Origin of the sequence: Variovorax sp. PBL-H6 (assembly GCF_901827155.1) — a bacterium.
Lineage (GTDB): Bacteria > Pseudomonadota > Gammaproteobacteria > Burkholderiales > Burkholderiaceae_C > Variovorax.
Map to the genome: position 1 here is coordinate 5,494,216 of NZ_LR594659.1, position 13,220 is coordinate 5,507,435.

At 68.8% G+C, this 13,220-nt stretch carries 12 protein-coding genes; 5 read left to right on the forward strand and 7 right to left on the reverse strand.

Annotated features, from left to right (window positions below; genetic code table 11):
- Positions 1-51: 51 nt before the first annotated feature.
- A complete protein-coding gene (apaG, locus tag G3W89_RS25925) occupies positions 52-447 on the reverse strand; it encodes a Co2+/Mg2+ efflux protein ApaG (protein ID WP_162576839.1) in 396 nt (131 codons plus the stop codon).
- 51 nt (positions 448-498) lie between these two features.
- On the opposite strand from apaG, the gene rpe reads away from it, so the two are divergent.
- A complete protein-coding gene (gene rpe / locus G3W89_RS25930) occupies positions 499-1,218 on the forward strand; it encodes a ribulose-phosphate 3-epimerase (RefSeq protein WP_162576840.1) in 720 nt (239 codons plus the stop codon).
- On the opposite strand, the gene G3W89_RS25935 is transcribed toward rpe, so the two are convergent.
- Positions 1,219-1,497, reverse strand: coding sequence for a hypothetical protein (locus G3W89_RS25935; RefSeq protein WP_232076758.1), 279 nt, complete (start codon positions 1,495-1,497; stop codon positions 1,219-1,221). It abuts the gene before it with no gap.
- Between the two features lie 74 nt (positions 1,498-1,571).
- On the opposite strand from G3W89_RS25935, the gene G3W89_RS25940 reads away from it, so the two are divergent.
- Both G3W89_RS25940 and ligD read left to right on the forward strand, forming a co-directional pair.
- Entirely contained in the window at positions 1,572-2,564 is a 993-nt protein-coding gene (locus tag G3W89_RS25940) for a succinylglutamate desuccinylase/aspartoacylase domain-containing protein (protein ID WP_162576841.1), read from the forward strand.
- Positions 2,565-2,753: 189 nt separating this feature from the next.
- The gene (gene ligD / locus G3W89_RS25945) at positions 2,754-5,330 is read left to right on the forward strand and encodes a DNA ligase D (protein ID WP_162576842.1); all 2,577 of its coding nucleotides are present in this window, start codon (positions 2,754-2,756) and stop codon (positions 5,328-5,330) included.
- A 3-nt stretch (positions 5,331-5,333) separates the two neighbouring features.
- Here the strand turns inward: ligD and G3W89_RS25950 are convergent, their stop codons facing one another.
- Positions 5,334-6,152 carry a transglutaminase-like domain-containing protein gene (locus G3W89_RS25950; RefSeq protein WP_162576843.1) on the reverse strand — a complete coding sequence of 273 codons (819 nt, stop codon included), beginning with the start codon at positions 6,150-6,152 and terminating at the stop codon, positions 5,334-5,336.
- A gap of 282 nt (positions 6,153-6,434) precedes the next feature.
- On the opposite strand from G3W89_RS25950, the gene G3W89_RS33025 reads away from it, so the two are divergent.
- Both G3W89_RS33025 and G3W89_RS25955 read left to right on the forward strand, forming a co-directional pair.
- Positions 6,435-6,575, forward strand: coding sequence for a hypothetical protein (locus G3W89_RS33025; protein ID WP_174258290.1), 141 nt, complete (start codon positions 6,435-6,437; stop codon positions 6,573-6,575).
- A 36-nt stretch (positions 6,576-6,611) separates the two neighbouring features.
- On the forward strand, positions 6,612-8,792 hold the full coding sequence (locus tag G3W89_RS25955; RefSeq protein ID WP_162576844.1) for a catalase: 2,181 nt from the start codon (positions 6,612-6,614) through the stop codon (positions 8,790-8,792).
- A gap of 32 nt (positions 8,793-8,824) precedes the next feature.
- Here the strand turns inward: G3W89_RS25955 and G3W89_RS25960 are convergent, their stop codons facing one another.
- The 4 genes from G3W89_RS25960 to G3W89_RS25975 are packed head-to-tail and all read right to left on the reverse strand — an operon-like array spanning position 8,825 to position 13,197.
- Positions 8,825-9,841, reverse strand: coding sequence for a Gfo/Idh/MocA family protein (locus G3W89_RS25960; RefSeq protein ID WP_162576845.1), 1,017 nt, complete (start codon positions 9,839-9,841; stop codon positions 8,825-8,827).
- Positions 9,838-11,319 carry an FAD-binding oxidoreductase gene (locus G3W89_RS25965; RefSeq protein ID WP_162576846.1) on the reverse strand — a complete coding sequence of 494 codons (1,482 nt, stop codon included), beginning with the start codon at positions 11,317-11,319 and terminating at the stop codon, positions 9,838-9,840. The genes G3W89_RS25960 and G3W89_RS25965 overlap by 4 nt, the downstream gene beginning before the upstream one ends.
- Positions 11,282-12,058 (reverse strand): ABC transporter ATP-binding protein, encoded by a 777-nt coding sequence (locus G3W89_RS25970; RefSeq protein WP_162576847.1) that lies wholly within the window; start codon positions 12,056-12,058, stop codon positions 11,282-11,284. The genes G3W89_RS25965 and G3W89_RS25970 overlap by 38 nt, the downstream gene beginning before the upstream one ends.
- Complete coding sequence (locus tag G3W89_RS25975; protein WP_162576848.1) at positions 12,058-13,197, reverse strand: ABC transporter substrate-binding protein; 1,140 nt, start codon at positions 13,195-13,197, stop codon at positions 12,058-12,060. The genes G3W89_RS25970 and G3W89_RS25975 overlap by 1 nt, the downstream gene beginning before the upstream one ends.
- Positions 13,198-13,220: the final 23 nt, after the last annotated feature.

The window sequence follows — 13,220 nt, forward strand, 5'->3', positions numbered from 1 at the left end:
GCATCGAGCAGAGCGCACGGGGCGTTCATGGCTCGAGGAAGACGGTTGCGTTCAGTGCAGCACGCGCGAGACGGGCGGGCCGCCCGTGTCGGCTTCCAGCACGAACATGGGAATCGCGACGTCGAAGCGCTCGCCGTGCTCGGTCACGAAGAAATAGCTCCCATGCATGGTACCGCTGGGCCCCTGCAGCCGGCATCCGCTGGTATAGCGGAAGGACTGCCCGGGCGCCAGCAGCGGCTGCTGCCCGATCACGCCGAGGCCCTTGACCTCCTGCGTCTTTCCGGCCGCATCGTTGATGAGCCAGTGCCGGGAGATCAACTGCGCCGCCACGCGGCCCGTGTTGGTCACGGTGATCGTGTAGGCGAAGGTGTAGACCCGGTCTTCGGGCGAAGACTGGTCCGGCAGGTAACGGGGGTCGACCTGGACGTTGATCGGTTGGCTGGACATCGGAGCGATGTTAACAATTGGCCGAAAGATGGCCTGCGACAATCCATCTCCATGAGCAGCAGCCGCACCTTTCGCATCGCCCCCTCCATCCTTTCAGCCGATTTCGCGCGCCTCGGCGCCGAAGTGAGCGATGTGATCGCCGCCGGGGCCGACTGGATCCACTTCGACGTCATGGACAACCACTACGTGCCGAACCTCACCTTCGGCCCGATGGTCTGCCAGGCGCTCAAGCCCCACGCGAAGACCGCGAGCGGCACGCCGGTGCCGATCGACGTTCACCTGATGATCGAGCCGGTGGATGCGCTGGCCGCCGCCTTCGCCCAGGCCGGGGCCGACTACATCAGCTTCCATCCCGATGCTTCGCCGCACACGCACCGCAGCATCCAGGCCATCAAGGCGGCCGGCTGCAAGGCCGGGCTGGTGTTCAACCCGGGCGCGGGGCTGGAGCCGCTGGACTGGGCCATCGATGACATCGACCTGGTCCTGATCATGAGCGTGAACCCGGGTTTCGGCGGCCAGAGCTTCATCGATTCGGCGTTGCGCAAGATCGAACTCGCGCGCAAGCGCATCGAGGCCAGCGGGCGCGACATCCGCCTGGAGGTCGATGGCGGCATCAAGACCGACAACATCGCACGCGTGGCCAGCGCCGGCGCGGACACCTTTGTTGCCGGCAGCGCGATCTTCAATTCGAAAAGCTATGCAGGCGTGATCGCCGAGATGCGCGCGCGACTCGAGGCCGCGCCAGGCCCGAGTCAAGCTGATCAAGCCTGATCAAGCCTTGCGCTTGACCTTGTCGTTGTAGACGCGGTCGAGCACCGGGCCGCGGTCGGTGTCCACCACCCCACGCTCCACGTCCTCCATGCCCTTGCGGCCCAGGCCGGCCGAGTTGCCCTGGTTCTGCTGGCTGTCCGAGGACTGGTCGCGCTCGTGGGGCAGGCGCGGCGCCGATTCGCCGCCCTGCTCTACCTGGGTCTTGCCCTCGCCCGCGTCCTTCACGGGATCGGTCTTCGCAGGGGTCTTCTTGCTGTCCATGGCTTGTTCCTTCGTCATTCCACCCTTCTGGCATGCCATGGCGGAAAGCCCGGTAGGACCGCCATGCGCTGCCCTGTAGGATCAGCGGCGAGATGAGCGAGCAGCAGCCCCCCGCACCCGACCACCTCCGCATCCACGGCTTCACTTCCCTCGAGCCCGGGCCGAGGCTGATCGTCCTGGGCGGCGTACATGGCGACGAAACCTGCGGCACCGTGGGCATCGAGCGCACCGTCGCCGAGCTCGACAGCGGCGCCCTGCAACTCCTGCGCGGCCAGCTCACGCTGGTGCCCGTGGCCAATCCGCTGGCGCGCCGCCGGATGCGGCGCGAGGGCGAGCGCAACCTCAACCGCCTGTTCAGGCCCACGCCGGCCGGTCAAACCCCGGCCGACTACGAGACCCGCATCACCGACCGGCTGTGCCCGCTGCTCGAGCAGAGCGACGTGCTGCTGGACCTGCATTCCTTCCAGAGCGAGGGCGAGGCCTTCGCGATGATCGGACCGCGCGACAACGCGGGCACGCTGGAGCCCTTCGCCCGCGCCTTCGAGGAAGGGCAGCTCGCGCTCCACATGGGTACCTCGCGCGTGGTCGAGGGCTGGCTCGACATCTATGCGGCCGGCCTGGCGCAGCGCGCCGGCGGCAAGGCGCCCGACGAGACCGCACTGGCCTTCGGCTGGGGCACCAACGAATACATGCGCAGCCGAGGCGGCTATGGCGTCACGCTCGAATGCGGTCAGCACCAGGACCCGGCCGCGCCCGAGGTTGCGCACCGCGCCATCCATGCGGCACTGCGCCTGCTGGGCATGATCTCGGCCGATCCGCGCGCCGAGCCGCCGGCCGCGCCTGCGCTGCTGCGCTTGATCAGCGTGACCGACCGCGTCAGCGAGGACGACCAGTTCGTGCGCGAATGGGCCACTTTCGACAGGGTGGCGAAAGGCGAGGCCATGGGCGTGCGCGCCGATGGCAGCGTGCTCGCGGCCGAACGCGACGGCTTCATCGTGTTCCCGAATTCGGCGGCGCTGCCGGGCACCGAGTGGTTCTACTTCGCGGTCGAGAGCGAGCGCGACCTGCGCCGGCCCGCCGCCTGACGCGCAGCGCAGACGCCCGGCCCTGACGCAGGGCCTCGCAGCGTTCCTACATCCGGGCCGGCATGGCCGCCCTAAGGTCACCTCCGGAGAATCGCCATGCCCACAGCCAAGATCAAGACCAAGGCTCCCGCGCCGCCATCCCAAGCCTGCGATGGCGCCATGCGCCGCAAGGCCGGCTGAGGCGCCGCCGTGGCAAGAAGCCCCCGTGCAAGCGAGGCGCTGGCGCCCTACCGTCGCAAGCGCGATTTCAAGAACACCCCGGAGCCTCACCAGGTCGGCCGCGCAAGCCAAGGCCGCCATGCCTTCGTGGTGCAGAAGCACCACGCCCGGCAGCTTCACTACGACTTCCGGCTCGAGCTCGACGGCACGCTCAAGAGCTGGGCCGTGCCCAAGGGCCCATGCCTCGATCCGTCCGTCAAGCGCATGGCGGTGCATGTCGAAGACCACCCGGTGTCCTATGCCGACTTCGAAGGCACCATCCCGCCACGCCAGTACGGCGCGGGCACGGTGATCGTCTGGGACCGCGGCGAGTGGGAGCCCGAAGGCGATGCGGCGCGCGGCCTGGCCGAGGGCAAGCTCAAGTTCGAGCTGCGCGGCGACAAGCTGCGCGGCCGCTGGACGCTGGTGCGCATGCGCGGCAAGGGCGAGAAGCAGGAGCCCTGGCTACTGATCAAGGAACAGGACGGCGAAGCGCGCCCCCTGGCGGACTACGACATCGTCGAGGCCGAACCCGACAGCGTGCTGAGCGGTCGCGATGTCGATCATCCGCCGGCGGTGACCTACGGCCGGCAAGCCGCGCCCGCCCAATCGCCGGTCCCAGATCCCGAGCCCGAGCCCGAGCCCGCGCCTGCCCGGGCACCGCGCAAGAGCGCGCCGAAGCGCCGCAAGGCCGCGCTGCCCGAGCGCCTCGAGCCGGAGCTCGCCACCCTCGCGTCCGCGCCGCCGGCGGTGCCCGATGATTGGCTCTACGAGCTGAAGTTCGATGGCTACCGCCTTTTGGCCCGCATCGAGGGCGACGAGGTCCGGTGCATCACCCGCAACGGCAACGACTGGACGTCGAAGCTTCCGACCCTGGCCAAGGCCTTGGCGAAGCTGCCCACCCGATCGGCCTGGCTCGACGGCGAGATCGTGGTCGCCGGAAAGAACGGCGCACCGGACTTCCAGGCATTGCAGAACGCCTTCGATCGGCGCGCGACCGCCGATATCGTGTACTGGCTCTTCGATGCGCCCTTCCTGGACGGCGAGGACCTGCGCGCGCGGCCCGTTGAAGAGCGCCGGGCCCGGCTCGCGCAGCTGCTGGGCACGAAGCCGCCAGCCGGCCTGCGGCTGTCCGAGGCTTTCGAGGCTTCGCCGCGCGAGTTGCTCGCGTCCTCCGCGGAGCTGGGCTTCGAGGGGATCATCGCCAAGCGCAAGGGCTCGGCCTATGTGTCGCGGCGCTCGCCGGACTGGATCAAGCTCAAGAACCATCGGCGCCAGGAATTCGTGATCGGCGGCTACACGGCGCCCCAGGGCTCGCGAACGGGCTTCGGCTCGCTGCTGCTGGGCGTGTATGACGAACAGGGCCAGCTGCAATACTGCGGCAACGTGGGCACGGGCTTCGATGCGGGTCGCCTGGCGGACGTCAAGGCCAGGCTCGACCCATTGGCGAGCGACGCGTGTCCCTTCGAGAAGCGGCCCTCGGGTGTGAAGGCGCAATGGGTCAGGCCCGAGCTGGTGGCCGAGGTCTCCTTCGGCGAATGGACCCGCGATGGCCGCGTGCGACAGGCCGTGTTCCAGGGCCTTCGCAGCGACAAGCCCGCATCGCAGATACGGCACGAGCTGGCGCAGGCCCCGGCCGACAAACCTTCTTCCGACCACGAAGCGAGCCCATCGATGAAGGCATTGAACATCACCCATGCAGAGCGCGTGATCGACAAGACCAGCGGCGTCACCAAGGGCGAGCTGGTCGCCTTCTACGACCAGGTGGGGCCGCTGATGGTCCCGCACCTGAAGGGCCGCCCCGTGGCGCTGGTGCGCGCCCCGGAAGGGGTCGGCGGCGAGCTTTTCTTCCAGAAGCATGCGAACCGGAACGAGATGCCCGGCGTGAAGCTGCTGGACCCCGCGCTCGACCCCGACCACGACCCGCTGCTGCAGATCGACAGCGTGCAAGGCCTGCTCTCCGCCGCGCAGATGAACGTGCTGGAGCTGCACACCTGGAACGCGACCTCCAACGCGATCGACCGGCCTGATCGCATCACGCTGGACCTCGACCCCGGCGAAGGCGTCGATTGGGCCACGATGCAGGAGGCGACCCTGCTGGTGCGCACCCTGCTCGACGAGCTCGCGCTGCCGGCCTTCCTGAAGACCAGCGGCGGCAAGGGCATGCACGTGGTGGTGCCGATTCGGCGGCACTACGGTTGGGACGCGATCAAGGGCTTCTCGCAGGCACTTGTCATTCACCTGGCCGACACCATTCCCGAGCGCTTCGTCGCCAAGAGCGGCCCGCGCAACCGGGTCGGGAGGATCTTCGTCGACTACCTTCGCAACGGCTTCGGCGCGACCACGGTGAGCGCCTGGTCGGCACGCTCGCGGCCGGGCCTGGGCGTTTCGGTGCCGGTCGAATGGGACGAGCTGCCGATGCTGCAGAGCGCCGCGCACTGGACCGTGCGCACCATCGGCGAGCGCCTGTCCGTCGGCAACAAGCCCTGGGCGGCGATGGAGAAAAGCCGCAAGGGGCTGGCGGTGGCCATGAAGCGCGTGGGCTATGCGCCCCCCGACGCACCCTGAACGTCAGCCGACCACCTCCTCGGTCACCACCTCGAAGCGCTCGAGCGTGTGGTTGCCGAACACCATCGTGATCGGCACGTCGGCGGCATCGCGGCCGTGCGCGATCTTGATGCGGCCGATGCGCGGCGTGTTGTGCCGGGCGTCGAAGGTCCACCAGCGGTCGCCGAGGTAGACCTCGAACCAGGCGCTGAAGTCCATGGGGTAGGGCACCGGGGGGATGCCGATGTCGCCGAGATAGCCGGTGACGTAGCGGGCGGGCACGTTCATGCAGCGGCACAGCGTGATCGCGAGATGGGTGAAGTCGCGGCAAACGCCCACGCGCTCGCGCCACGCCTCCAGCGCGGTCCGGGTGGGGCGCGCGCTCTGGTAGTCGAAGACCAGGTGCTGGTGCACGTAGTCGCAGATCGCCTGCACCAGGGACCAGCCCTTGGGCACCTGGCCGAAGGTGCTCCAGGCGAAGGCCAGCAGCTCGCCGTCGACCTCGCAATAACGGCTGGGCAGCAGGAAGCGCAGGGTTTCCACCGGCAGCTGGTCAGGCATGTACTCGTACGCACCAAGGTTGACCGGGTCCGGCCATCCGGTGTCGAAGACCTGTGCCTCGTTGCGCAGGCGCACCCGCGTCACGCCGGCAGGCACGCGAACCCGTGCGCACTGGTTGTCGAAACCATCACGGTAGAAGTCGGTCGCGAGCGGCGGGCTGATGGTGGTGTTCTCGCCCCCGACGATGTCGCCGGCGCGCGAAGGGTGCACCTGGAGCATGTAGATCAGCGCAGTCGGCGCGGTCACGCCGAGTTCAATGTCGTAGCCGATTCGGATGAGCATGGGCTGTGGACTTCGCGAAAGTGGAGTGGATCAGGTGGAGGAAAGCGATCCTAAGCGCCGACGCAAGATTCATGCGTGGCCCGCAGCGCGAACGCACGTAGGCCGGACTTCGAATCCGTCAGTTCGGTCCTACCGCGAACCGCTGGCCGCTCCCACAGACGCCGGTGCAGGGCCACTACGGGCGCCGGGCCGCGGGCAGCCTAAGCTGCCATTGAACGCGGTCGCATGTCGGCCGTGCCCCCCCCCAGCCCGCATCCCCACGCAACGACCCGGAGCGAAATCATGGAGCTTTCCTCGCTGTTCAACACGCTTGACGCGGCATGGATCGACGATGTCATCCTCTGGTCAGTGATGGCGGTGACGGGCATCGCCGGCCTCGCGGTCGTGGTCAACGCCCTGGACGTCTTCTTCGATGCCGGCTGAAGCCGCGGCGCTCCGGAACAACAGAAGGAACGCCCGATGACACCTCCCAAGAAGCCCTCCGGCAGCCGCCGCCCCAAGCCAACCAACGGCAGCAACGACAAGCTCGAGCAGCTGGCCGAATCGATCGCCGAGAGCGCACCGCGCATCACGACCAACCAGGGCGTCCAGATCCCCGACAACCACAACTCGCTGCGCGCGGGCGTGCGGGGGCCCACGCTGCTGGAAGACTTCATCCTGCGCGAGAAGATCACGCACTTCGACCACGAGCGCATCCCCGAGCGCGTGGTGCATGCGCGCGGCGAGGCGGCGCACGGCTACTTCGAGGTCTACAAGTCGATGTCGCAGTTCACGTCCGCCGACTTTTTGCAGGACCCTTCGGTGAAGACGCCGGTGTTCGTGCGCTTCTCCACCGTTGCCGGCTCGCGCGGCTCGGCGGACACGGTGCGCGACGTGCGCGGCTTCGCCGTCAAGTTCTACACGCGCGAGGGCAACTACGACCTGGTGGGCAATAACATCCCGGTCTTCTTCATCCAGGACGCGATCAAGTTCCCCGACCTCGTCCATGCGCTCAAGCCCGAGCCGCACCACGAGATGCCGCAGGCTGCGAGCGCGCACGACACCTTCTGGGACTTCGCCTCGCTGATGCCCGAGACCACTCACATGCTGATGTGGGTCATGTCGGACCGCGCGATCCCGCGCAGCCTGCGCATGATGGAAGGTTTCGGCGTCCACAGCTTTCGCCTGGTCAACGCGCGCGGCGAAAGCCACTTCGTCAAGTTCCACTGGAAGCCCAAGCTGGGCATCCACGGGCTGGCCTGGGACGAGGCCCAGAAGATCGCCGGCAAGGACCCGGACTTTCATCGACGTGACCTGTGGGAAGCGATCGAGCGCGGCGACTTTCCCGAGTGGGAGCTGGGCGTGCAGATGATTCCGCAGAACAAGGAACATTCACTGCCCTTCGATCTGCTCGACCCGACCAAGCTCATTCCCGAGGAGATGGTGCCGGTGCAGCGGATCGGCCGTCTGGTGCTCAACCGCAACCCCGACAACTTCTTCGCCGAGACAGAGCAGGTGGCCTTCCATCCGGGGCATGTGGTGCCCGGCATCGACTTCACCCATGACCCGCTGCTGCAGGGCCGCCTCTTCTCGTACACCGACACGCAGCTCTCGCGTCTGGGCGGGCCCAACTTCCACGAGCTGCCGATCAACAAGAGCGTCTGCCCCTTTCACAACTTCCAGCGCGACGGCATGCACCGCCAGGCCATCCCGCGCGGGCACGTGGCCTACGAGCCGCACTCGCTGAACGACGGCAAGGAGTTCCGCATCGATGGCGGCAGCGCGGGCTTCCAGTCCTTCCCGGACGAGATCGAGACGCCGAAGGTGCGCCGCCGCAGCCCCAGTTTCGACGACCATTTCACCCAGGCGCGGCTGTTCTTCAACAGCCAGAGCGTGCCCGAGAAGGAGCACATCATCGCGGCCTTCCGCTTCGAGCTCTCGAAGGTCGCGGCGCCGATCATCCGCCAGCGCATGGTCGATAACCTTGCGCTCGTCGACGAGAAACTGGCGCGCCGGGTGGCCGAGCCGCTGGGCATCGGCGTGCCCGATCCGAAGGCGGCCGCCGGCCGCGCCGGCTATCGCGAGCACCGGATGAAGCTGCCGATCGAGGAATCGCCGGCGCTGCGCATGGTGGACAGCGGCGACGGTTCGATCAAGACCCGCCAGGTCGCGATCCTGGCGGTGGACGGCATCGACTCGGCTTCGCTCAAGCCGATCCGCGAGGCCATCGAACAGGCCGGTGCGCAATGCAAGGTGGTGGGGCCGCGGCTGGGAACGGTCACCAGCGCGTCGAAGCGCCAACTCGAGGTGGACGCCACCTTCCTCACCATGCCCTCGGTGATGTTCGACGCGGTCCTGGTGCCGGCCGGCGCGCCGGGTGCCGAGGCCATGGCGCGCAACGGCGAGGCCGTGCATTTCGTGCTCGAAGCCTACAAGCACTGCAAGGCCATCTGCACCGTGGGCGAGGGCGTGCAGCTGCTGTCGAGACTGGGCATCGGCTCCGACGCCAAGTCGTTCCCGCCCGGTGTCGTGGTGGCCGCGACGCCGACCACGAATCTTGGCGACAACACGGCGGCGGTGAAGATCGCGCACGACTTCGTCGCGGCGATCGCCAGGCACCGGCACTGGGACCGGCCCGACATCGAGGGCGTGCCGGCTTAGGTGCCGCCCGCGTCGCGGGCGTGGCGCGGCGCTCAGCCGCGCGGCGCGATTCGCACGGCGGTCCCGCTCCGGCAGGCTTCCGCGATGGCCAGCGCCGTCTGCAGCGAACGCACGCCGTCCTCGCCGCTCGCGGCAGGCTGCCCACGGCCCACCATGGCCTCGCAAAAGCGCCGCACGCCCGTGACGTACAAGCCTTCGTGCTCGACCGGCATCACGCGTGCCCCCTCGGCATCGCGCAGCACCACCTCGCCGGCGGGCCGCACCGTCATCACGTCGCGGGCGACGATCGAGCCCTGCTCGCCGTGCACTTCGAAGCCGGTTTCGGCATGCCGCACCGTGTACGCCGCATGGATCTGCGCCAGCACGCCGTTGTCCATCCGCAGCACCGCCATCACGCCGTCCTCGACGCCGTTCTTCGAAAGAAAACCGGCCTGGCTCATGCCTACCACCTCGACCGGCTCCGCACCGAGCGCAAAGCGCAGGGTGTCGGCGGCATGCACCCCGATGTCGAGGATCACGCCGCCGCCCGCCGCGGCGCTGTCGATGCGCCATCCCTGCACCTGCGGCCGCAGGTAGATCGCGTGGAAGATGCGTGCGAACAGGGGCCTGCCGATGGCACCGGCCTCGACCAGCTCGCGCACCTTCCGGTGCGTGGCCGCGTTGCGCAGGTGGTGGTTGGTCGCGAAGAGCACGCCCGCGCGGCGCGCCGCCTCGACCATGCGCCGGGCGTCCTCGACGGCCGTGGCGAGCGGCTTCTCGCACAGCACGTGCTTGCCCGCGGCAATCGCCGCCAGCGCATGGTCGCGATGCTGCTCGTTGGTGCTGCTGATGTAAACCGCCTGCACGGCGGGGTCGGCCAGCAGTGCCGGGACGCCGTCGCAGGCGCGTGGAATCGCGTTCTCTTCGGCAAAGGCACGGGCGCGAGCAGCATCGCCGCTCGCGATTGCCACCACCGCATGGCCGGGCTGCGCGCGCACCGCCGCCAGCATGTGCTCGCGCGCAACGGTGCTGGCGCCGATGAAGCCCCAGCCGGTCACGGTTTCATTCATTCTGTCTCTCCTGGTCGTGTGGGTGGTTCCGGCCGGAACATCTTTCCCGGGTTCATGATGCCTTTCGGGTCCAGCGCCTGCTTGATGCTGCGCATCAGGGCCACGCCTTCGCCATGTTCGGCGACCAGCTGGTGCATGCGGTGCAAGCCGATGCCGTGCTCGCCGGTGCAGGTGCCGCCGAGGCCGATCGCGCGCAGCGCCACGCGCTCGGCCAGCGCCTCCGCCCGGGCACGTTCGTCCTCGCTCTTCGGATCGAAAAGAATGCCGAGGTGGAAGTTGCCGTCGCCGACGTGGCCCACCAGCGGCGCGACCAGGCCGCTGTCCGCCACGTCGGCGAGGGTCTGCTCGATGCATTCGACCAGCGCGGCGATCGGCACGCAGGCATCGGTGCCGATCATCCGGCAGCCCGGGCGCAGGGCCAGGTTGGCGTAGGTCACGTCGTGCCGCGCCTTCCACAGCCGGCTGCGGTCCTCGGGCCGCTCGGCCCAGGCGAAGCCGCTGCCACCGCCGTCGGCGGCGATCTGCTCCAGCAGCTCGATCTGCTCGCGCACCGAGGCCGGCGTGCCGTGGAACTCGATGAAAAGCGTGGGCAGCGGCGAGAGGCCTTCGAGCTTCGAGTAGGCGATGCAGGCGCCCATCTGCACGGCGTCGAGCAGCTCGATGCGCGCGACCGGTATGCCCATCTGCAGCGTGGTGATCACGGACCGCACCGCCGCCGGCAGATCGGCGAACTGGCAGACGGCCGCCTGCACCGTCTCGGGCAGCCCCCACAGCCGCAGCTGCAGTTCGGTGACGATGCCGAGCACCCCTTCGCTGCCGACGAAGAGCCGCGTCAGGTCCAGGCCTGCCGCGGTCTTGCGCGCGCGTGTCCCGGTGCGAACGATGCGGCCGTCCGCCGTCACCACCGTGAGCCCCAGCACCGCGTCGCGCATGGTGCCGTAGCGCACCGCGGCAGTGCCCGAGGCGCGGGTCGAGGCCATGCCGCCCAGGCTCGCATCGGCGCCCGGGTCGATCGGGAAGAACAGGCCCTGGTCGCGCACTGCCGCATTGAGCCGCAGCCGCGTCACGCCGGCCTGCACCCGGCAGTCCAGCGAATCGGCGCTGACATCGAGGATGCGGTCCATGCGCGAGAGGTCCAGGCTGATGCCGCCGTGGACCGCCGCCACGTGCGCCTCCAGCGAGGTCCCGGTGCCGAAGGGCACGATCGGGACGCCGGCCTCGAAGCATTGGCGAGCGACGAAGGCCACTTCCTCGTTGTCGAGCGGAAAGAGCACCGCGTCCGGCCGGCTGCTGATGGGCACGCCCTCGCCGCCGCCGGCATGGTGATCGAGCACCGGCGCCGCGGTGCTGACGCGATCGCCCAGGCGCTGCCGCAGGGCGGGCAGGAGCGCCTGCACGCGGCGGGCCGTCTCCACGCGGTCCCAGCGCGGATCGGCGGGCTCAGGCGCCGAGGTAGGTCTGGCGGACGTAGTCGTCATGCATCAACCGGGCGGCCGGCCCTTCCAGCGCCACCGCGCCGTTCTCCAGCACGTAGCCGTGATCGGAAATGCCGAGCGCGGCATAGGCGTTCTGCTCCACGATCAGCACCGTGCGCCCGGTCTGCGCAATGCGGCGGATGTCGGCGAACATCTCGGTCGTGAGCTTGGGCGAGATGCCCATCGAGGGCTCGTCCAGCAGCAGCAGCGAGGGGTTGGACATCAGGCCGCGCCCGATCGCCAGCATCTGCTGCTCGCCGCCGGAGAGCACGCCTCCCATCATGTGCGCCTTCTTCGCGAGCACGGGGAAGAGCGCATACACCTCGTCGAGCGTGCGTGCCACCGCCGCCGCATCCTTGCGCCGCACGTAGGCGCCGACCTCCAGGTTCTCCAGCACCGTCAAGGTGGAGAAGATGCGCCGCCGCTGGGGCACGCAGGCCACGCCGGCGGCAATGATGGCTTCGGTCGACAGCTTGGCGATCGACCGGCCCTCGAGCTCGACGGCACCAGCCGCCGGGCGCAGCCGGCCCATCACGAGGTTGAGCGTGGTGGACTTGCCCGCGCCATTGGCGCCGATGAGCGACACCACCTGCCCACGGCGCACCGACACGCCGACGCCGAACAGCACCTGCGCCTTGCCGTAGTACGCATCGGCCGCGCGGATCTCCAGCACGAGCGGCGGCGCCTCGGCGGGCGCGGGCGCCGGGCCCGGCGTTCGGTCGAGCACCGTCTCCACCGCCATCAGAAGCGCACCGTGGACTTCACGACCGGCTGGCCCTTCTGGACCTCGATGATGTTGATCTGGTGGTTGCAGTCGCCGTTGGCCTCGCAGCGGTAATCGGCCAGCACGCCCTTGTGCGAGATCTTGCCGAAGGCCTCGCGGATCTTCATCGGGTCGGTGGAGCCGGCCTGCCTGATCGCCTTGGCCAGCAGCCACGTGGCGTCGTAGTAGGTGGCGGCATAGAGCTCGGTCTCGGTCTTGGTGCGGGCCTCGTATTTCTTCACGAACCCCTGCACGGCCGGGTCGGGGTTGCCGGGCACGAAGTCGCTGGAACTCAAGGCGCCCTCGCCCGCTTCGGCCGCGAGCTTGACGAACACCGGCTGGCTCAGCGAGGTGCTGCCCGCGAACTTCATCGTCAGGCCGAGCTGCTTGGCCTGGCGCACGATCAGCGCGGCCTCGTTGTCGTGGGTCCACAAGATCACCAGGCCCACGCCCGCGTCGCGCAGCCGGCCCAGCTGTGCCGAGAAGTCCTTGTCTTCGGGGTTGTGCGTTTCCACGCTCACCGGCTTGAGGCCGGCCTCCTCGATCTGCTGGATCACGCGGTCGGCCCCGGCCTTGCCGAAATCGTCGTTGATCGACAGCACGCCCAGCTTGTCGATCTTCAGGCTGTTGCGTGCGTATTCGACCAGCGCCTTGGCCTGCAGGTTGTCGTTGGCGCGGTTGCGCAGCACCGTCTTGCAGTTGTTGGCGGTGACCGGCACGCCGCTGGCGCCGGTCACCGAGACGGCGTTGCCGCAGTAGATCTTCTGCGTGGCGAGCTGGGCGACCGAGAAGTGCGGGCCGACGAAGGCGGTCACCTTGTGCATCTTGACCAGCTTGTTGACGGCGTTGATGGCGACGTTCGGGTTGTCCGCCTGGTCGTCCTCGAACACCACTTTCAGCGGCTTGCCGAGCACGCCGCCGTCCTTGTTGATCTCATCCACCGCCAGCTCCACGCCCTGCTTGAAATAGCGCCCGAGGTTGGCGCGCGGACCGGTCAGCGGGGCGGCGGCGCCGATGGTCACTGCTTCCTGGGCCGCGGCCGGCGCACCGGCGGCGAAGCAGGCCAGGGTGAGCGCCGCGGTCCATGCGGGGGCGAAGCGTCGAATGCGAAATGACATGGTGTCTCCGTTCTTGGGAAATG

Coding starts and splice junctions, on each gene's coding strand:
- G3W89_RS25955 (WP_162576844.1), top strand. CDS start 6,612: ATGACACCTCCCAAGAAGCCCTCCGGCAGCCGCCGCCCCAAGCCAACC.
- G3W89_RS33025 (WP_174258290.1), top strand. CDS start 6,435: ATGGAGCTTTCCTCGCTGTTCAACACGCTTGACGCGGCATGGATCGAC.
- G3W89_RS25940 (WP_162576841.1), top strand. CDS start 1,572: ATGAGCGAGCAGCAGCCCCCCGCACCCGACCACCTCCGCATCCACGGC.
- rpe (WP_162576840.1), top strand. CDS start 499: ATGAGCAGCAGCCGCACCTTTCGCATCGCCCCCTCCATCCTTTCAGCC.
- apaG (WP_162576839.1), bottom strand. CDS start 447: ATGTCCAGCCAACCGATCAACGTCCAGGTCGACCCCCGTTACCTGCCG.
- G3W89_RS25970 (WP_162576847.1), bottom strand. CDS start 12,058: ATGGCGGTGGAGACGGTGCTCGACCGAACGCCGGGCCCGGCGCCCGCG.
- G3W89_RS25935 (WP_232076758.1), bottom strand. CDS start 1,497: ATGACGAAGGAACAAGCCATGGACAGCAAGAAGACCCCTGCGAAGACC.
- G3W89_RS25960 (WP_162576845.1), bottom strand. CDS start 9,841: ATGAATGAAACCGTGACCGGCTGGGGCTTCATCGGCGCCAGCACCGTT.
- G3W89_RS25965 (WP_162576846.1), bottom strand. CDS start 11,319: ATGACGACTACGTCCGCCAGACCTACCTCGGCGCCTGAGCCCGCCGAT.
- G3W89_RS25950 (WP_162576843.1), bottom strand. CDS start 6,152: ATGCTCATCCGAATCGGCTACGACATTGAACTCGGCGTGACCGCGCCG.
- G3W89_RS25975 (WP_162576848.1), bottom strand. CDS start 13,197: ATGTCATTTCGCATTCGACGCTTCGCCCCCGCATGGACCGCGGCGCTC.